Consider the following 18,053-nt stretch of genomic DNA (forward strand, 5'->3'; position numbering starts at 1 on the left):
GCTCCCGCGCGCATCACGCCGCCATAAAACGAGGGGCGGATTTCGGCCTTTCTTGACCCTTTTGGTGCCCTTTCTGCATCCGTCCGTTACCGCTGGTAACGACGCCGGCGGGAGACGAAGAAGCGCCGGCCACCCTGGGAGGGTGCCGGCGCCGGGCTTCGTACTGGAGGCCTAGCCTTCGCAGTCGCGGCAGTACTTCATGCCGTTCTTTTCCCGCGCAACCTGGGAACGGTGGCGGACCAAAAAGCATGACGAGCAGGTAAATTCATCGGACTGCTCAGGAACAACGATGACCGTCAGTTCCTCGTTGGAAAGGTCGGCGCCGGGCAGGTCGATGCCTTCAGCAGTGTCGTTCTCGTCAAGGTCAATGACCGCGGTCTGGGCGTTGCCGCCACGTGACGCCTGAAGGGCCTCGAGCGAGTCCGCCGGAGTCTCTTCTTCCTGCTTGCGTGGAGCATCGTAATCGGTAGCCATAGCGTGTTCACTTTCGTTGCTGCGCAGCGCCATCTCAGGCACCTCAGTGAAGCAGTTTAGGGCATGATCCCGTAACGGACGCAAGAGTGTGTGCAAGCAGACACCGCGCGGGGTTAGAGCTCCTGGCCGGTGTGGTGCGCACGGGCGTGCCCCGCCCCCACCGCCACTCCGCTCAGGGCCGGAAGCCAGCCCCAGCGGGTGGCGTCGGCCATGGCATCGGCGGCCTCGTCCGGGGACTCATAGGTGAAGGTGTCGGTGAGCCATGCACGGAGCCGGCCAAGGAAATCAGCGGTCATCCCTGAAAGGTATGCGGTGATTGTTGTGGGCGCGTTTCGCGGCGGTCTCGCAGGCGTTAACCATGGCGGTTTCCCTGGCGCGGTCCTACGCTGGAAGCCCTCCGGCTGCCGGCGGCCGGAACCCGCAGGAAAGGAACCATGATGGCGGCACGGTTGAACCGCACTGCATTCGCCCACGCCCGGGAGCTTATTAAGGCGGGCAAGGTTGAACGCGATGTCCGGGATGACTGGAGCGAACATGCTCCCTCCACGGACCAGGAAAACGCCTTCATCGACAAGCACGGCTTCGGCAGCTTCGCGGAATGGCACCTTGGCCGGGACGACGAAAAGTCGGACGGCACCAAGGGCAGCGTCAGCTTTCCCTTTGGCGACTTCAGCAAAGTCCACCGCTGCGCCGTCATCTCCTTGGAAAGCAGGGCTGCCCAGTACGGGCACGACGACATCCGGGATGCAGCAAAGAAGCTGCTTGAGCTGATGGACGCGGACTGAACCACATCAACCGCCGCACCAAGGCAGCCACTAGGGCGTTGCTGTCAGGTCAGATGCCGTGTCTGCCTGCGAGCGCTGCCGCCGACTCAGCAGGATGAACGGCGCGGCAAGCACCTGCACCACACCGCTCACGGCGAGCGACGCCGGATAGCCATAGAGGTCTGCGCTGCGGCCGAGCAGCGGCTGCACCACTACCCCGCCGCTTGACCCCATCAGGGAGTCGAAGCTGAGGACGGTTGCCCGCTGTTTTGAGGCAATCATGTCGTTCAGGTAGGCCTGCCGCACGGGAGTGCCTGCTGCGCCCACCACGGCCCACAGTGCCAGCAGCACCAGGGCAAGCCAGAACGTGCTGGTGAACAGCAGCACCACCAGGATCAGTGAGCTGACCACGTTGCTGGCAATCAGCACGGTGGTCCGTTTCCGGACCAGCTTCCGGATGCGCGGCGCCATCCATCCGCCCACGATGTCCGCTCCCGCCACGATGGCAGCGGCCAGGCCAGCCACAGCGTAGGCCCGGGGATCCCCAAAGAGCTGCAGCAGGTACGGCTGCAGGGCGTAAAAGACGTAGAAGCCCACTCCTTCGGTGAACGGCGCAGCCAGCATGATGTACCGCACGGGCGGATGTTTCAGGCCGCCATCCACCGAAGCTTTGAGGACCCTCCGGGTGGCCCGCAGGGGGTGCGGCGACCGCTCCGGCGTGAAGCCGACGTCGTGCATCAGCAGGAACGCCACCGCGAACATGGCCACCAGTACGCCCACGCGCACCAGGAACGGGACGCCCAGGCTGGTGGCCTGGGCGATCACCCCGCCTGCCACGGAGCCGGCGAGCATCGCCACCCCGCTGACCATCTGCCCGCGCCCGAGCACCGTTTCCAGCCCGCCTTCGTAACCGGAAAACCGCAGGGCGTCCACCAGCCAGGCTTCCACCGCCCCCGAAAAGAAGGTGAAACCCAGGCCGAGCAGTACGGACACCACCGCCCACCACAGGAACGGGGCCGACATCTGCCAAAGCAGGTAGTACAGGAACGTGGAAACGGCCAGGGTAATGGTGCCCAGCAGGAACGACGTGCGGCGTCCCCAGCTGTCCGCCACCACGCCCGTGGGCACCTCAAAGAGCACCATGCCGGCGGTGAAGAAGGCGTTGGCGGCGAAGGCCTCCAGGTTGCTGAGGCCGGCGTCGAGCAGGAAGAGGGTGTTGATCCCCCAGATAAACGATGTCGCCAGGGTGTTGCCCAGCGTCAGCGTCAGGTAGACCCGCTCGATTTTCCGGGCCGCCGGGTTCATGGCGTTATCGACTCAGGACGGGCTGTAGCTCGCGGGCACAGGATCGTGCCGCAGGTAGCGGCGGGTGAACCGGCCTGTTCCGGAGGTCAGTGCCCGAAGTTCGACGGCGTAGCGCAGCAGTTCCTGGTCCGGCACCTCTGCGGCGATTTCCGTCAGTCCGTCCCCGGACGAGTTCGTGCCGGTAAGCCTGCCCCGGCGCCCGGAGAGGTCGCTCATGACAGACCCCACATGCTCGTCCGTCACGGTGATGCTCACTTCCGACACCGGTTCCAGCAGCTGGATTTTCCCTGCGGCCGCCGCCTCGCGCAGGGCCAGCGCCCCGGCCGCCTGGAACGCTGCATCCGACGAGTCGACACTGTGCGCCTTGCCGCCCACCAGCCGCACGCGGACGTCCACCACCGGGAATCCGGCGGACACCCCCTTCTCCATCTGCGCGCGGACGCCCTTTTCAACGGACGGGATGAATGTTCCCGGAATAACGCCGCCCACCGTCTTGTCCACGAACTCGAAACCGGCGCCGCGGTCCAGTGGTTCCACTTCGATGTCGCAGACGGCATATTGTCCGTGGCCGCCGGACTGCTTCACGTGGCGGCCGTGGCCGGCGGACGGTGCCGCGAATGTTTCCCGAAGCGGAGTTATCACCTCCACGGTATGCAGCTTCACGCCCTGTTCCCGGAGCCTGTCCAGCACGACGTCAGCGTGGGCCTCGCCCATGCACCACAGCACCAGCTGGTGCGTTTCGGCGTTCCTCTCCACCCGCAGAGTGGGATCGCCGGCCGCGATTTTGCCCAGGCTCCGTGCAAGTGCGTCCTCGTCGCTGCGGGAGTCGGCTTCGACAGCAACCGGAAGCAGCGGTTCGGGCATCTCCCACGTGGTGAGCATGAGCGGCTTGTCCCGCGACGAAATGGTGTCTCCCGTCTCGGCGCTTCCCAGTTTCGCCAGCGCACACATGTCCCCGGCCACGGAGTAGGGCACGGGCCGCAGGGTGGCACCGAGCGGGGAGTAGATGTGGGTGACGCGCTCGTCGGTGTCGTGGTCCTGGTGGCCGCGGTCCGCCAGGCCGTGGCCCCCAACGTGCACCGGCGAGTCCTCGCGCAGCGTCCCGGAGAACACCCGGACCAGGCAAATCCGGCCCAGGAACGGGTCGATGGAGGTGCGCACCACCTCGGCCGCCAGCGGCCCCGACGGGTCACAAGCCAGCGATGCCACAGGGTTGCCCGCCAAGTCCGTCACGTTGGGCAGGCTCCCCTCGGTAGGAGGCGGGAACGCACGCACCAGCACTTCCAGCAGCTCAGCCGTACCCAGGTTGGTCACCGCGGACGTCGGAATGACGGGGAAGAAGGACCCACGTGCGACGGCGGTTTCCAGGTCGTCAACCAGGACCCCCGTATCGATGTCCTCGCCTTCCAGGTAACGGTCCATCAGGGTCTCGTCTTCGCTTTCGGCGATGATCCCCTCGATGAGCTCGCCGCGCGCTGCCTCCGCGGTCGCCAGTTCGTCGGCGGTGCCCTCGCGCGTGACGGGAATCTCCCCGGAGGCGTAGTCGGTGACCGTGCGGGACAGCAGCCCCAGGAGGCTGGTGACGTTCCCGCCGGACCGTACCGGGAGGTAGAGCGGCAGGACGCCGTCGCCGAACGCTTTCCTGCACTCGGCGAGGACGACGTCGTAATTTGCGCGCGGGTGGTCCATCCGGGTGATCACGACGGCGCGTGGCAGCCTCGCCTGCTCGCACTCGCCCCATAGGGCGGTGGTGGTGGCGTCGATCCCGTCAACGGCCGAGACAACAAAAAGGGCGGCGTCCGCTGCCCGCAGCCCTGCACGCATCTCGCCGATGAAATCGGGATAGCCCGGCGTATCCAGGATGTTGACCTTGATGTCTTCGATCAGCAGCGGCACCAGCGAGAGCGTCACGGACCGCTGCTGGTGGACCGCGGCGGGGTCCGAATCGCTGACGGTGGTCCCGTCGGCGATGGATCCCTTGCGGGTGATCATGCCGTTGGCGGACAACAAGCCCTCGATCAGCAGGGTTTTGCCGGCGCCGGAATGCCCTACAAGCGCAATATTGCGGATCTGCGCGGGGTCCTCGGCCGCGATCCCGGCAGAAGTATCCGCCCGGCGTGTCTCAGCTCCATTCCGGCCGCCGGGTGTCCTCGCTGAGTCCTTGGTGCCTTTTACTGACATGGGATCCTCCTGGCGTCTTTGCCGTGCAACCCGTCCTAACGTGTCCTCTGATTCGACACCCTGGGCGGCATTAGGGCAAGACCGCCGGCGGCCCTGGACGCAGGCGTTCCCTTCCTGCCGGGCGATCGACTGCGGGCGGGGCTACTTCCGTGCCTTGCGGGTGGCGGAGTCGTTGGCCTTCTGGAGCGCCTTGACCAGCTCGTCCTTGTCCATCTTCGAGCGGCCCTTGACGTCCAGCTCCTTGGCAAGCTTGTAAAGGTGCTCCTTGGACGCATTTGCGTTGACGCCGCCCGCGGTGGGTTCGGAGGACTGAATGCCTTCCTCCGCACGCTTGTCCGAAGGGCCCCGCTTTTCCTTCGGCTCCCAGTGGTCGCCCACCTTCTCGTAGCTGTGCTTCAGGGATGCGTACGCGGCCCGGGCGGCCCGGCCTTCGTCGTTATCGTAGGACTCGAGGGCGGAGTCGTAGGTCTTGGCGAACGTATCCTGGGCTTTTTGTTCGGAACGCTGCAGGGTCGAGGGAAGCTCATCCTTGCGGGCATGGTCGTTCTTGCCGGTCTTGGGCATGGCAGCCGTCCTCCTTTTATCAGCAGACTGATCATTCGGATGACACCAGCTTAATGCCGGATTCAGGGATACGCCCGGGACGGGCGCGGTTCTTCGTGGAGCCCCCTGTCGGATTCGAACCGACGACCCCCGCTTTACAAGAGCGGTGCTCTGGCCAACTGAGCTAAGGAGGCACACCCTTGCGGGCGGGCGCCTGAACGGCGCTAGATAAGGGTAGCCCAACACCCGCCGCTGGTAAAAATGCCCTTCTGCCCGCTGCCGCGGGGAGCCCGGACGGGAACAAGTCATCCCGGTGCCACAGAAAAAGGCCCGCCCCGGAAGAAGATCCGGGACGGGCCTTGAGCAGGAAGTCCTGCCGGTCCTAGGCCTTGGCGTCGATGGCAGCCTGGATCTCGGCGTTCAGGTCGGTGCTGCCGTCCCACTGCTTGCCGTCGATGAAGACGGTGGGGGTTCCGGTGATTCCAACATTGGAAGCCAGCTGCGTGGAGTACTTGACGTAGGGACGGAAGGTCCTGTCGTCGACGCAGCTGTTGATGTCCGCACCAATGTCACTGGCCAGCGACTTCAGCTTGTCGTCGGAGAGGCCGGCGCCGCCCTCGGCGGGCTGGTTCGTGAACAGGAGATCGGCGTATTCGGCGTACTTCCCGGGAGCCTGGTCCGCTACGCACGCGGCGGCGTTGGCTGCACGGGAGGAGTAGTTGGTGGTGGACTGGCGGTCCAGGAAGCCCAGCGGCCGGTATTCCAGGGAAATCTTGCCTTCGTTGCGGAGACCGGTCAGGGCGTCGTTATAAGTGTCTTCGAACCGCTTGCAGACGGGGCAGATGAAGTCGATGTAGGCCACCACCTTGACCGGCTGCCCTTCTTCGGCCTCGGCACCGGGGGCAACCACAGGGCTGGGCAGGGTCTCAGGCTTGGCCGGCACGTTGGCGATGTCCACGGTGGCGGCGTCCGTCGCCTTGACCTCCGTGTTGGCCAGCAGCGTGACGCCGCCGTTGACGTTGCCGTTGGCGGGGACGGGTCCCTGGTCGGCAATGGGGGTGTTCTGCCGGATGCTGGTGGTGACCACCAGGGCCACGACCGCCAGGATGGCCACGACGGCCACCACGATGCCCCAGCCGATCAAGAGCTTGTTGCGCTTGTCTTTCTTAAGCTGGGCTTCGCGGATCAGGCGCGCTTTTTCCCGCGCCTCCGCGGTTCGCTCAGCTTTCGACTTACGTACTTCGTTTGCGGGGCTCATGTGTTCCTTGGGTCGATCGACGTGGGGGGACCACTCAGTGGCAACTACCTCATTTTAGGGGAGAAAGCTGAGAGCTTGCGCTTTCAAGTATTCCTCCGGCTTGACCAACGGACGAATAGCACGGAAGATTCCGTCCGTTAGGGTGGGCTGAGAGGCACAAGCAACCCCAGGGGGCCGCAATGCAAACACCTGTCCAGGAAAAACCAGCCGCCAAGGCTGCGCCCGGCGCCGCCGGCTCCGGCCACGGCGGCGAGACCAAGTACGACTTCATGGTGGTCTCCAACCGACTGCCCGTTGACCGTGTCGCCGCCGGCGAGAACGGTGACGACGGCTCCGGCTGGCGCCGTTCCCCCGGCGGCCTGGTGACGGCACTCGCGCCCATGATGACCAAGACCGACGGCGCCTGGGTGGGCTGGCACGGCGCGCCGGACGAGACGGTGGAGCCCTTCAGCCACGGCGGCATGGACCTGGTCCCCGTCCAGCTCAGCACCGATGACGTGGAGCTGTATTACGAAGGCTTCTCGAACGCGACACTGTGGCCGCTGTACCACGACGTCATCGCGCCGCCGGAATTCCACCGGACCTGGTGGGACGCCTACCGCAGGGTCAACCAAAGGTTCGCCGACGCCGTCGTACGCCATGCGGACCACAAGGCAACCGTGTGGATCCAGGACTACCAGCTGCAGCTGGTGCCGCGGCTGGTACGCGAAGCCCGGCCCGATCTCCGGATCGGCTTCTTCAACCACATCCCGTTCCCGCCGCCGGAAATCTTTGCCCAGCTGCCGTGGCGCCAGGCCATTATCGACGGCCTGCTCGGCGCCGACCTGGTGGGCTTCCAGCGGGCCAGCGATGCCGGAAACTTCATGCGCTCGGCCCGCCGGTTCCTCGGCGCCAGCGTCAAGCAGCAGCAGGTGCACGTCAAGGGCCAGGACGGCGAAATTACCCACATCGCCCGGGCGCAGGCCTTCCCCATCTCCATCGATGTCCAGCAGATCAGCGAGCTTGCCGCCAAACCGGAAATCATCGAGCGTGCCCGGCAGATCCGCCAGGACCTGGGCAACCCCAAGACCATCCTGCTTGGCGTGGACCGCCTGGACTACACCAAGGGCATCCGGCACCGGCTGAAGGCGTTCGAGGAACTCCTGGCGGACGGCAAACTGTCCGTGGGAGACGCCACCCTGATCCAGGTGGCCTCCCCCAGCCGCGAACGCGTTGAACAGTACCGCCTGCTGCGGGAAGAGGTGGAAGGCACAGTCGGCCACATCAACGGGACCTACGACACCATCGAGAACACCGCCGTCCGCTACCTGCACCACAGCTATCCCGTGGAGGAGATGGTGGCGCTGTACCTGGCCGCCGACGTCATGCTGGTCACCGCGCTGCGGGACGGCATGAACCTCGTGGCCAAGGAATACGTCACGGCCCGGACCAACAACGACGGCGCCCTGGTGCTGAGCGAATTCGCCGGCGCCGCGGACCAGCTCAAGCAGGCCCTGCTGATGAACCCGCACGATATTGACGGGCTCAAGAGCGCCATCATGCGGGCGGTTGAGATGTCTCCGCGGGACGCCGCCCGGCGGATGCGCGCCATGCGCAAGCAGATCCTGGAACACGACGTGGACTACTGGTCCGCAGACTTCCTGGCCGCACTGAACGAAAAGGTGGTGCGGGATGACTCCTGACGGCCGCTCCAAGAGTCCGCTGGCACTGTCCCCGGAGCTCCGCGAGGCCGTCCGGCGCATCGCCCGCACCGACCATCTGCTGGTGGCCATGGATTTCGACGGGACCATGGCGCCCATCGTGGGGCATGCCGACGACGCACGCCCCCTGCCGCGCGCGGCCACGGCCTTCGCAGGGCTCGCCGTGCTGCCGCGCACGACGACGGCGCTCATCTCTGGGCGCGCCCTCGCCAGCCTGCGTGCTGTGGCGTCGCCGCCGGTGGACTCGCTGCTGATTGGCAGCCACGGCGCCGAGGCCTGGCTGGGCCCGGGCTCAACCGGGCTGACCCTAGACGAAGAGCAGAAGGCGCTGCTGGCCGAGGTCCGTGCCATCCTCGCGGAAATCGTCGAGGAAGCCCCCGGGACCATGTTGGAGGACAAGCCTGCCGGCGTGGTGCTGCACACCCGCCTTGCCGCCGATGACGTGGCTGAGGACGCGGTTGCGGCCGCACGCTCGCTGCTCCAGGACCGCAAGGGGGTCTTCCTGAAGGACGGGAAGCGGGTCCTCGAAACCTCGGTGGTCAACGCCTCGAAAGGCGAGGGCGTCACGTTCCTGAGGCAGATCACCGGGGCCACGGCTGTGCTGTTTGCCGGTGATGACACCACGGACGAGGACGCCCTGGCACGGCTCGAGCCGGGCGACGTGGGCGTGAAGGTGGGGCTGGACTTTACCCAGGCGCAGTACCGCGTGGAGGCTCCGGTCCACGTGGCGGAGCTGCTGGAGGCCCTCCTGCAGGAGCGGAGCGTCGCCGTGGCGGAAGAGGATCCGCAGGCCGCGCCAAGCTAGGCGTGGGCAAGCCCACGTGTGACGTCCGTAACATTTGCGACAATAAACGAAGCATCTGACATACTCTTGCTTGTGATGTGGCGCACAGACACCGTGCGGCGTCACTCTTTGCACTCTGGCTTCGCCGGAGTGCAGCCTGCAACACAAAACTGAACAAACATGAACCATTCACAACGGATCGTCCGGCACGTACCTGCCGGTGAAGGGATTGATAACTGTGGCTACAGTTACTTTTGATAACGCTACGCGTCTGTACCCGGGCACAGATAAGCCCGCCGTCGATAAGCTCAACATCGACATCGCCGATGGCGAATTCCTGGTCCTCGTTGGACCCTCCGGTTGCGGTAAGTCCACCTCCCTGCGCATGCTCGCAGGCCTTGAGGACGTCAACGCAGGCCGCATCCTGATCGGCGACCGCGACGTCACCGACGTTCCGCCGAAGGACCGCGACATCGCGATGGTTTTCCAGAACTACGCGCTGTACCCGCACATGACTGTGGCCGACAACATGGGCTTCGCCCTGAAGATCGCCGGCGTTTCCAAGGAAGAGCGCGCCGAGCGCGTCCGGGAAGCAGCCAAGCTTCTTGACCTCGAGCAGTACCTGGACCGCAAGCCGAAGGCCCTCTCCGGCGGCCAGCGCCAGCGTGTCGCCATGGGCCGCGCCATCGTGCGTAACCCGCAGGTCTTCCTCATGGATGAGCCGCTGTCCAACCTCGATGCCAAGCTCCGCGTCCAGACCCGTACGCAGATCGCATCCCTCACCCGCCGCCTCGGTGTCACCACCGTTTACGTGACGCACGACCAGGTTGAGGCCATGACCATGGGTGACCGCGTCGCCGTGCTGAAGGACGGCCTGCTGCAGCAGGTTGACACCCCGCGCAACCTCTACGACCGCCCCAAGAACGTGTTCGTTGCCGGCTTCATCGGCTCCCCCGCCATGAACCTGCTGGAACTGCCCGTCGTCGACGGCGGTGTACAGTTCGGCGGCACCGTCTACCCCGTGCCGCGTGACGTCCTCGAAGAGGCACACGGCTCCACCGTGACGCTGGGCAGCCGTCCCGAGGACCTTGAAACCGCTCCGCACGGTGAAGGCCTGAAGGTTGAGGTGGACGTCGTCGAAGAACTCGGCGCCGACGCCTACGTCTACGGCCACACCACGCTTGACGGCAAGGACCACGACATCGTGGCACGCGTCGACGGCCGCCGCCCCCCGATGAAGGGCGAGTCCATCTACGTCCGTCCGCAGTCGGGCCACGTGCACCTGTTCGACACCAAGACCGGCCTGCGCCTGGGCGACTAGTCCCCACCGGCCCCCTAACCTCGCTTCGCTTCGGTTAGGGAACCCTGCCGGCGTGGGCCCACCCCACGCAACTGACGGCGGCCCTCCTGACGGATGGGCCGCCGTCGGCTTTTAACTGGCTGGCGGAAGATTAGCTGGCCTGCCCCAAGTACGGAAGAATTGAGTTATGACCGAGGAATACAGCGCCCAGTGGCACGATGAACCCACCGACTACGCGCAGATCGGAAAACTGCCGCGGTTTGTGGCCGCAAGTGCCGACGACGGCAAGCTCGCCTCGGTCTCCAGCTCCCTGAACATCACCGCGGCGGCCGCCGACCCGGAGCTCCTTGACCTTCCGTGGCATATCGCCCTGGAGGATTGGCCTGCCGAGAACCTGGCAGCCCTCCCCCGCGGCATCTCCCGCCACATCGTGCGCTTCGCCCACCTTGGCGGATCGGTCATCGCCATCAAGGAAACCTCGGAGCACGTAGCCCGGCACGAGTACCACATGCTGCGCAAGCTCGCCCGGCTGGACGTCCCCTGTGTGGAACCGGTGGCGGTGATTACCGGCCGCACCACCCCGGACGGGCGCCCGCTCAACCCGGTCCTGGTCACCCGGCACCTGAAGTTCTCCATGCCGTACCGCGCGCTCTTCTCCCAGATGCTCCGCAAGGACACCCTGACGCGCCTCATCGACGCACAGGCGCTGCTGATGGTACGGCTGCACCTGATCGGCTTCTACTGGGGCGACGTGTCCCTCTCCAACACCCTGTTCCGCCGCGACGCCGGCGCTTTCGCCGCCTACCTGGTGGATGCTGAAACCGGGGAGCTGTACCCGGACCTGTCCACCGGGCAGCGTGAATACGACCTCGAAATTGCCCGGGTGAACATCGCCGGGGAACTTATGGACCTGCTGGACGGCGGGCTGATCGAGGAAAAGGTGGATCCCGTGGCCACCAGCGAGCTGATCATGGACAGCTACCGGCGCCTCTGGGCGGAGCTGACGGAGAAGGAGTCCTTCGAACTCGGCGAGCGGTGGCGGGTCAGCGCCAGAATCCGCCGGCTCAACGAACTCGGCTTCGACGTCGAGGAGTACGCCATCAAGACCACCCAGAACGGGTCCACCATCCAGCTGCAGCCAAAGGTGGTGGACGCCGGACACCACCAGCGGCGGCTCCTGCGGCTTACGGGTATTGACGCGCAGGAAAACCAGGCCCGGCGGCTGCTTAACGACATGGACTCCTTCCGTGCGGACAACAACCCGGACATGGACGAGGAATACAGCGCCCACCTCTGGGTCAGCCAGATCTTCGAGCCGATCGTCAGGTCCATCCCGCGGGACCTGTCCGGAAAGCTGGAGCCCGCCGAAGTGGTGCACGAGGTCCTGGAGCACCGCTGGTACATGTCCGAAAAGCAGGAACGGCACATCCCCTTGGCCGAGGCTGTGCAGTCCTACATCGACTCCATCCTCCGGCACCGCCGGGACGAAGCCGCCATCATGTTGAACCCGGACACCGGCCTGCTGAAAATCCTTGAGGTGGAGACCGAGGAGTCCCGCTACGGCGAGGACGAGTCCATCGACGAATATCCGGACTCGGACGACTAAAGCTAGATCGCCTTGCCGGGGTTCAGGATGCCGGCAGGATCAAACAGTTCCTTGATCCTGCGCTGCAGCTCCCGGACCTGTTCGGGCTGCTCCTGGCCCAGCCACCGCAGCTTGTACTGGCCAACACCGTGCTCGCCCGTGATGGTGCCGCCCATGTCCAGGGCTACGGTGATGGATTCATCCAGGACCTGCTGAAGCCGCGCCAACGCCGCAGCATCCACAGTGCTGCCCTGCCTGTCGATCCAGAACGTGGGGTGGAGGTTGCCGTCCCCGGCGTGTGCCACCACCTTGAGGTGCACTTCGTGGCGTGCCGCCATGGTTTCCAGAGTCGCGACGTAGTCCACCAGGCGTGAGCGCGGCACCGCCACATCCTCCCCAACGCGGTATTCGTCGTCCACCTCCACGCCCCTGCTGTGCCGCCGGAGTTCCACCAGGCGCTCAGCTTCGGCGCTGGCTTCAGTGGTGACAGCAGCCCCTCCTGCCCGCAGGACTTCCCGCACCACCTCCGCCTCGGCGGCGGCGCCGAACCCGTCCGTCTGGACCAGCAGCAGGGAGCGTCCGCGGGCGGTGAGGTCCGAGCCGTGGATCTCGTCCAGCTGGGCAAGCGTGCCGCCGTCGAGCAGTTCCATGATGGCCGGCTGGACCCGTGCCTTGCCTACCGCCAGGACTCCTGCCGCCGCCATGCGGAAGTCAGGGTAGAAGGCCGCCACCGTGTGCACCTCCTTCGGCAAGTACTTCAGGCGGACGGTAACACCCACCACGATGCCCAGCGTTCCTTCAGATCCCACGAACAGCCCGGTCAGGTCATAGCCGGCCACACCCTTGAAGGTCTGGTGGCCGGTGTGGAGAAGCGAGCCGTCCGCCAGCACCACGTCGAGGGCAAGCACGGAGTCCCTCGTAACGCCGTACTTTGCGCAGCGCAGGCCGCCGGCATTGGTGGCAACATTGCCGCCAATGGTCGAGGTGCGGAAGCTGGCAGGGTCCGGCGCGTACATCAGGCCGTGCACAGCAGCTGCCTCGTTGAGCACGGCGTTTACTACTCCCGGCTCCACCACTGCCGTCTCGTCGTCCGGGTTGAGCGCAAGGATGTGGTCCATCCGTTCGAGCGACAGGATGATGCAGTTCTCCGTGGCATGCGCGCCGCCGGATACCCCGGTTCCCGCACCGCGGGCCACCACCGCCACTCCGTAGTCCGCACAGGCGCGCACCACTGACTGCACGTCGGCTACCGATTCGGGAAACACCACCGCCAGGGGCAGCTTGAAGTCGATGATCGGTGCCTGGTCCACCGCGTACCGGTGCAGTGACGTCTCCGCCACGTCAACCTGGCCTGCGGCCAGGATGCCCTCGAGCTCGTCAACAATGCTTCCCACCAAGGCCTCCACCCGCCGTCGGACATGTCCTCCCAGTTTAGGCGGCGACCGGACTGGACCTGCGTAACCTTCGTCCCGCTGCTGCAAGCGCTTCCAGTCTTGACCAGCAGTTATGTACCGCGGGAGCCATGGGTACCGAGAATAATCATGGAAGCGTTTTCATTTTTATGCTCCACCGCGCTTATGCTGTCACTCATGTCTGTCGAAACTGTGACTCCCGACACTTCCCTGAACGCCGGGCCGCTGACGCTCATCCACGAGGCGGACAACGCTCCCGGCTGGTGGCGCTCTGCCGTGATCTACCAGGTGTACCCACGTTCCTTCCGGGACCTCAACGGCGACGGCGTGGGCGATCTTGCGGGAATCACCGAGGAACTCCCGCACCTGGCGGACCTCGGTGTGGACGCAGTCTGGCTGTCACCCTTCTACCGGTCCCCCCAGCGCGACGCCGGCTACGACGTCAGCGACTACTGCGACGTGGACCCGATCTTCGGAACACTCGGCGACTTCGACGTCATGATGGCGGAGTCCCACCGGCTGGGCCTGCGCGTCATCGTGGACCTGGTGCCGAACCACTGCTCGGACCAGCACGCAGCCTTCCAGGCCGCCCTCGCGGCGCCAGCCGGCAGCCCGGAGCGGGACATGTTCATCTTTCGGGACGGAACAGGCCCGGAAGGCTCCGAACCGCCCAACAACTGGCAGTCCCACTTCGGCGGGCCGGCCTGGACCAGGGTGGCCCGCCCGGACGGGCAGCCGGACCAGTGGTACCTGCACCTCTTCGATTCGTCCCAGCCCGACTTCAACTGGGACAACCCGGCCGTCCACGCCGAGTTCGAACGCGTGCTGCGCTTCTGGCTGGACCGCGGCGTGTCCGGATTCCGGGTGGACGTGGCCCACGCCCTGGTCAAAGCTCCCGGCCTGCCCGCCTGGGGCGGACGCGCAGACGGCGGCAGCAGCGAAGGGTTCCCGGGCCACGAAGCACCCATGTTCGGCCAGCCCGCCCTGCACGACATCTACCGGAACTGGCGCCGGATCCTGGACCAGTACGGCCCGGACCGCATCCTGTGCGCGGAAGCCAATGTGGATCCGCTGCCGCGGCTGGCCAACTGGGTCCGGCCGGACCAGATGCACCAGGCCTTCAATTTCCCCTACCTTCATGCCGGGCTGGACGTGTACCGGCTGCGCGGGGTGATCACGGATTCGCTCGAGGCACTGGACGCCGTCGGCGCACCGAGCACCTGGGTGCTGTCCAACCACGACGTGGTCCGACACGCCAGCCGGTTCGGCTACAACGGCCAGGGTCCCCGCGACGGGGACGGCATCGGTCCCGCCGATCCCCAGCCGGATATCGCCCTGGGCCGACGCCGGGCGGCGGCTGCCTCCCTCTTCATGCTGGGGCTTCCCGGTGCCGCCTACCTGTACCAGGGCGAGGAACTTGGCCTGCCCGACGGCGTCGACATCCCGGAACATCTGCGGCAGGACCCCACCTTCGCCCGTACTGGCGGGGAACGCCTGGGACGTGACGGCTGCCGCATCCCGCTCCCGTGGCGGGCCGCCGAGACCCACCTTGGCTTTGGCCACGGAAGCGACCCTTGGCTGCCTTTTCCTTCCTCGTTCGCAGCCCTGGCCCGGGACCTCCAGGCCGCCTCGCCGTCGTCGCACCTTGCGCTGTACCGGGACATCCTCCGGCTCAGGCGCGGGCTGAACCTCGGCCGGGGCTCGCTGTCGTGGGCGGAGGACTGGTGCACCGGTTCCTCCCTGGGCTACGTCAACGGCACTACGCTGGTGCTTATGAACCTGAACCACGATCCCCTGGAGATGCCTGCCGGGCATGTGCTCCTCCGCAGCGACCCGTCAGGCGCCGGCCGTTTCCTCGCTTCCGGTGAGACGGCCTGGCTCCAGCTTGGACCGGACGCCGCAGCAGACTGAGCATGACCGGTATCAAAGAAGTAGCGAGCAGGGCAGGCCTGTCCGTTGCCACCGTGTCCCGGGCGCTCAGCGGCAAGGCGAACGTCTCCGCGAGGAGCCGGCAACTAGCCCAAGAAGCCGCCCGGGAGCTGGGGTTTGTGCCGTCCTACCACGCATCCAGCCTTGCCTCCGGACGCAACCACAACATCGGGCTGGTGGTCCCGTCCGTGAACCGCTGGTACTTCTCCTCCGTACTGGAAGGCGTATCCGAGGCACTGCTGGACGCGGGCTACGACCTCACGCTGTACAACGTGGGCGACCAGCCGGAACGGCGCCGCAGCGTACTCAGCGACTTCCTGCTGCGGAAGCGGCTTGACGCTGTCATTGCCGTTGCCCTGGTGCTCGGCGAGGACGAGATCCAGCAGCTGCTGGCCGTCCACCGGCCGATCGTTGGTATTGGCGGTGCACTGCCCGGGGCGTCCACCATCAGGATCGATGACGAGCGGCTGGCACGGCTGGCCACCGATCATCTAATCCGTCTTGGGCACATCCGGATCGCCCACATGACGGGGGACGCAAACCTGAACCGCGACTTTAAGCTCCCGGGCATCCGCCAAAGGGGCTATGAGGCCGCCATGAGGGCCTCGGGCCTGGCGGTGCATCCGGAGTGGCGTGTGGCCGCCGATTTCACCGTCCAGGGAGCCTATGCCGCCGCACGCCGCATGCTGGGGACGGCAAGTGAACGTCCTACCGCCGTTTTTGCGGCTTCGGACGAGATGGCCGTGGGCGCCATCCTGGCTGCCCGGGAATTCGGGTTGCAGGTTCCTTATGATCTTTCAGTCGTGGGCATGGACGGGCACGAGTTGGGTGAAACGTTTGGTTTGACCACCATCAGCCAGGACCCCCGGGGGCAGGGGCGCCTTGCCGCCAGGACGGCACTTGAGTTGCTGGGCGAGACGCGACATGATTCCGACGGCGGGCCGGCACCGCAGGTGGCCATCGACCAGGAGTACCCCACAGAGTTTGTGATCCGGACGAGCACCGCGGTGCCGCCGGAGCCGGCTCACGGTTAGCCTGCCTGGTTACCGTTCGGGTCCGCATCTGCGGGAGCACCCATAAAGCGGGCGTAGCGGGCAAGGATCTGCGGCCAGGCCTCGACGTACTCCGCGCGGGCCGCGGCCGGATCCTCTGCACCTTCCCAGCCTTCGTGGAAGACGCGCACTTCCACGCCTTCGTCCACCGCGCGGAAGACAACCAGCAGTTCCGTGGACCAGAGGGCTGTAGAGCCGGGGTGCCACGTGGCATGGAAGGACAGCGGTGGCTGCCAGTCATCGAGGGTTCCCCAGATGCTGGTGCGTCCGTCATCGGCGGTTTCCAGGATGAGGTTCTCTTCGAACTCCACGTAGGAGCCCGCTCCGTAGACGCCGTGCGATTCCAGGGGCCACCACAGATGTGTATGGTCGGTGAAGCCGGCGAAAGCGTGTGCCACGCTGCCGGGAACAACTACCGTCTCAACTACGGGCTCCAGGGGGTCTGGAGCGGACTGGCTGTCGCTGCCGAAGGGGTCCTGGCCGTGGCTGAAGAGGCTGCTCATGGTGTTCTACTTTACCCGCGCGGGGCTGGTGCCCTCTCAGCTGCGGTCGCTTCCGCACCGGACAACGGGGGACGCTCTCTCACATCCTGCAGGTTTCCGGACGACGCTCTCTCACCTGGGTGACGCCCCATCAGCTGTCGCGGGTTCCCGGGGGACGCCCTATCAGCTACCGCAGGATTCCGAGCGATGCTCCATCACTTGTCGGGGGTTCCCGGGCGACGCGTCAACGTCGCACCCGATAGCGCAGGTGAAGCACCCGGTTGCCCTGGATCACCGTATCGGGCCCCTCCAACAGGTGCTGCGATTGGACCGACCCGAAGTAGCGCTTGCCGGACCCGAACACAACGGGTACGACGTCCATGCGCACCTCGTCGACCAAGCCCGCGGCAAGCATCTGGCCACCGACGTCGCCAGCGGCAACCTCGACGATGCGGTCACCCGCAAGCTCTTGCGCCTTGGCCATGGCTGCCTCGACGCCGTCGACGAAGTGAAAGGGCGACTCAGGGTCCCAGCCCTCGGGCTGCGGCCCGTGCGTCACGACGACCACGTGGTCGATCCCGCTCGGAGGCTTCCCGTCCCAGCCGTCCGTCAGGTCGAAGACGTGGCGGCCGACAAGTGTCACCGCGATCTGGTCCCAGTACGGCCGAGTGTAGTCGTAGGACGTCTGCGAAACCTTCACTTCGCCGCTCTCGTCCAACGGGACGTCACCGTTGGACAACCAGTCGAACAGGGGTCCGGGCTGGTCATTCTCGTCCGCGACGAAGCCGTCCAGCGACACCGAGCTGTACATGACCACTTTGCCCACCGGGCCCTCCTCTGCTTCGGGTGCCCCCACATTAGCGTGCCGTGAGCCGTCAGCGTAGTAAGAAATTAACCGCCGGCATGGGCCAGACGGAACATGCCTGATTCTTCTGCAGGAGCTGACGGAGCGTCCCGGCTTGTGCTGCAGGAGCTGAGAGAGCGTCCGGGGTTTAAATGCAGGAGGTGATGGGCGTCCCGGGTTGTGCTGCAGGAACTGATGGGGCGTCCCGGGTTTTCCTGCAGGAGCTGATGGGGCGTCCGGCGTATGGGTGCGGGAGGTGATGGGGCGTCGGGGTTTGTGTTGTGGGTGTTGTGGTTAAAGTCGTAGGGCCCTGACATTCCTTGTCAGGGCCCTACGTAATTTATGTCCGGCGGTGACCTACTCTCCCACACCCTCCCGGGTGCAGTACCATCGGCGCTGTGGGTCTTAGCTTCCGGGTTCGGAATGGGACCGGGCGTTTC

At 65.9% G+C, this 18,053-nt stretch carries 16 protein-coding genes, 1 tRNA gene and 1 rRNA gene; 7 read left to right on the forward strand and 11 right to left on the reverse strand.

Annotation, left to right across the window (positions count from 1 at the left end):
- Positions 1–171: 171 nt before the first annotated feature.
- Together AC5RWA_RS18600 and AC5RWA_RS18605 are read right to left on the reverse strand one after the other, a co-directional pair.
- A complete protein-coding gene (locus AC5RWA_RS18600; RefSeq protein WP_079597890.1) occupies positions 172–474 on the reverse strand; it encodes a DUF4193 domain-containing protein in 303 nt (100 codons plus the stop codon).
- 113 nt (positions 475–587) lie between these two features.
- On the reverse strand, positions 588–770 hold the full coding sequence (locus AC5RWA_RS18605; protein WP_494058628.1) for a hypothetical protein: 183 nt from the start codon (positions 768–770) through the stop codon (positions 588–590).
- Between the two features lie 141 nt (positions 771–911).
- On the opposite strand from AC5RWA_RS18605, the gene AC5RWA_RS18610 reads away from it, so the two are divergent.
- Complete coding sequence (locus AC5RWA_RS18610; RefSeq protein WP_115524294.1) at positions 912–1,259, forward strand: hypothetical protein; 348 nt, start codon at positions 912–914, stop codon at positions 1,257–1,259.
- A gap of 30 nt (positions 1,260–1,289) precedes the next feature.
- Here the strand turns inward: AC5RWA_RS18610 and AC5RWA_RS18615 are convergent, their stop codons facing one another.
- The 5 genes from AC5RWA_RS18615 to AC5RWA_RS18635 form a co-directional block, all read right to left on the reverse strand.
- Positions 1,290–2,543, reverse strand: a complete 1,254-nt coding sequence (locus AC5RWA_RS18615; RefSeq protein WP_494058629.1) for an MFS transporter — start codon at positions 2,541–2,543, stop codon at positions 1,290–1,292.
- A 12-nt stretch (positions 2,544–2,555) separates the two neighbouring features.
- Positions 2,556–4,724, reverse strand: a complete 2,169-nt coding sequence (locus tag AC5RWA_RS18620; RefSeq protein ID WP_494058630.1) for an elongation factor G-like protein EF-G2 — start codon at positions 4,722–4,724, stop codon at positions 2,556–2,558.
- A gap of 141 nt (positions 4,725–4,865) precedes the next feature.
- Positions 4,866–5,288, reverse strand: coding sequence for a ChaB family protein (locus tag AC5RWA_RS18625; RefSeq protein ID WP_275726370.1), 423 nt, complete (start codon positions 5,286–5,288; stop codon positions 4,866–4,868).
- A gap of 96 nt (positions 5,289–5,384) precedes the next feature.
- Positions 5,385–5,461: transfer RNA gene (locus AC5RWA_RS18630), tRNA-Thr, on the reverse strand.
- Positions 5,462–5,649: 188 nt separating this feature from the next.
- Complete coding sequence (locus AC5RWA_RS18635) at positions 5,650–6,525, reverse strand: DsbA family protein (RefSeq protein WP_494058631.1); 876 nt, start codon at positions 6,523–6,525, stop codon at positions 5,650–5,652.
- A gap of 179 nt (positions 6,526–6,704) precedes the next feature.
- Between AC5RWA_RS18635 and AC5RWA_RS18640 the strand changes: the two genes are divergently transcribed.
- The 4 genes from AC5RWA_RS18640 to AC5RWA_RS18655 all read left to right on the forward strand — a co-directional run bounded on the left by AC5RWA_RS18640 (position 6,705) and on the right by AC5RWA_RS18655 (position 11,915).
- Entirely contained in the window at positions 6,705–8,207 is a 1,503-nt protein-coding gene (locus AC5RWA_RS18640) for an alpha,alpha-trehalose-phosphate synthase (UDP-forming) (RefSeq protein ID WP_079597874.1), read from the forward strand.
- On the forward strand, positions 8,197–9,030 hold the full coding sequence (otsB, locus tag AC5RWA_RS18645) for a trehalose-phosphatase (protein WP_115524182.1): 834 nt from the start codon (positions 8,197–8,199) through the stop codon (positions 9,028–9,030). Before AC5RWA_RS18640 ends, otsB begins: the two co-directional genes overlap by 11 nt.
- A 217-nt stretch (positions 9,031–9,247) precedes the next feature.
- Positions 9,248–10,330 carry an ABC transporter ATP-binding protein gene (locus tag AC5RWA_RS18650; RefSeq protein ID WP_013599924.1) on the forward strand — a complete coding sequence of 361 codons (1,083 nt, stop codon included), beginning with the start codon at positions 9,248–9,250 and terminating at the stop codon, positions 10,328–10,330.
- Between the two features lie 166 nt (positions 10,331–10,496).
- Complete coding sequence (locus AC5RWA_RS18655) at positions 10,497–11,915, forward strand: DUF4032 domain-containing protein (protein WP_079597876.1); 1,419 nt, start codon at positions 10,497–10,499, stop codon at positions 11,913–11,915.
- A 2-nt stretch (positions 11,916–11,917) separates the two neighbouring features.
- Here AC5RWA_RS18655 and AC5RWA_RS18660 read toward each other — a convergent pair whose 3' ends face one another.
- On the reverse strand, positions 11,918–13,288 hold the full coding sequence (locus tag AC5RWA_RS18660; RefSeq protein ID WP_494058632.1) for an FAD-binding oxidoreductase: 1,371 nt from the start codon (positions 13,286–13,288) through the stop codon (positions 11,918–11,920).
- Between the two features lie 183 nt (positions 13,289–13,471).
- On the opposite strand from AC5RWA_RS18660, the gene AC5RWA_RS18665 reads away from it, so the two are divergent.
- Both AC5RWA_RS18665 and AC5RWA_RS18670 read left to right on the forward strand, forming a co-directional pair.
- Positions 13,472–15,217, forward strand: coding sequence for a glycoside hydrolase family 13 protein (locus AC5RWA_RS18665; protein WP_494058633.1), 1,746 nt, complete (start codon positions 13,472–13,474; stop codon positions 15,215–15,217).
- Between the two features lie 2 nt (positions 15,218–15,219).
- A complete protein-coding gene (locus AC5RWA_RS18670) occupies positions 15,220–16,269 on the forward strand; it encodes a LacI family DNA-binding transcriptional regulator (RefSeq protein WP_494058634.1) in 1,050 nt (349 codons plus the stop codon).
- Here the strand turns inward: AC5RWA_RS18670 and AC5RWA_RS18675 are convergent.
- The 3 genes from AC5RWA_RS18675 to rrf form a co-directional block, all read right to left on the reverse strand.
- Positions 16,266–16,790 carry an SRPBCC family protein gene (locus AC5RWA_RS18675; RefSeq protein WP_275726382.1) on the reverse strand — a complete coding sequence of 175 codons (525 nt, stop codon included), beginning with the start codon at positions 16,788–16,790 and terminating at the stop codon, positions 16,266–16,268. The genes AC5RWA_RS18670 and AC5RWA_RS18675 overlap by 4 nt on opposite strands.
- Positions 16,791–17,013: 223 nt before the next feature.
- The gene (locus AC5RWA_RS18680; protein WP_494058635.1) at positions 17,014–17,595 is read right to left on the reverse strand and encodes a dihydrofolate reductase family protein; all 582 of its coding nucleotides are present in this window, start codon (positions 17,593–17,595) and stop codon (positions 17,014–17,016) included.
- 362 nt (positions 17,596–17,957) lie between these two features.
- A 5S ribosomal RNA gene (rrf, locus tag AC5RWA_RS18685) occupies positions 17,958–18,053 on the reverse strand; the annotation flags it as partial.

The sequence above is a fragment of the Arthrobacter sp. 210 2 genome (genome assembly GCF_059093025.1).

Coding starts and splice junctions, on each gene's coding strand:
- AC5RWA_RS18610 (WP_115524294.1), top strand. CDS start 912: ATGGCGGCACGGTTGAACCGCACTGCATTCGCCCACGCCCGGGAGCTT.
- AC5RWA_RS18625 (WP_275726370.1), bottom strand. CDS start 5,288: ATGCCCAAGACCGGCAAGAACGACCATGCCCGCAAGGATGAGCTTCCC.
- AC5RWA_RS18675 (WP_275726382.1), bottom strand. CDS start 16,790: ATGAGCAGCCTCTTCAGCCACGGCCAGGACCCCTTCGGCAGCGACAGC.
- otsB (WP_115524182.1), top strand. CDS start 8,197: ATGACTCCTGACGGCCGCTCCAAGAGTCCGCTGGCACTGTCCCCGGAG.
- AC5RWA_RS18670 (WP_494058634.1), top strand. CDS start 15,220: ATGACCGGTATCAAAGAAGTAGCGAGCAGGGCAGGCCTGTCCGTTGCC.
- AC5RWA_RS18600 (WP_079597890.1), bottom strand. CDS start 474: ATGGCTACCGATTACGATGCTCCACGCAAGCAGGAAGAAGAGACTCCG.
- AC5RWA_RS18635 (WP_494058631.1), bottom strand. CDS start 6,525: ATGAGCCCCGCAAACGAAGTACGTAAGTCGAAAGCTGAGCGAACCGCG.
- AC5RWA_RS18615 (WP_494058629.1), bottom strand. CDS start 2,543: ATGAACCCGGCGGCCCGGAAAATCGAGCGGGTCTACCTGACGCTGACG.
- AC5RWA_RS18605 (WP_494058628.1), bottom strand. CDS start 770: ATGACCGCTGATTTCCTTGGCCGGCTCCGTGCATGGCTCACCGACACC.
- AC5RWA_RS18640 (WP_079597874.1), top strand. CDS start 6,705: ATGCAAACACCTGTCCAGGAAAAACCAGCCGCCAAGGCTGCGCCCGGC.
- AC5RWA_RS18655 (WP_079597876.1), top strand. CDS start 10,497: ATGACCGAGGAATACAGCGCCCAGTGGCACGATGAACCCACCGACTAC.
- AC5RWA_RS18620 (WP_494058630.1), bottom strand. CDS start 4,724: ATGTCAGTAAAAGGCACCAAGGACTCAGCGAGGACACCCGGCGGCCGG.
- AC5RWA_RS18665 (WP_494058633.1), top strand. CDS start 13,472: ATGCTGTCACTCATGTCTGTCGAAACTGTGACTCCCGACACTTCCCTG.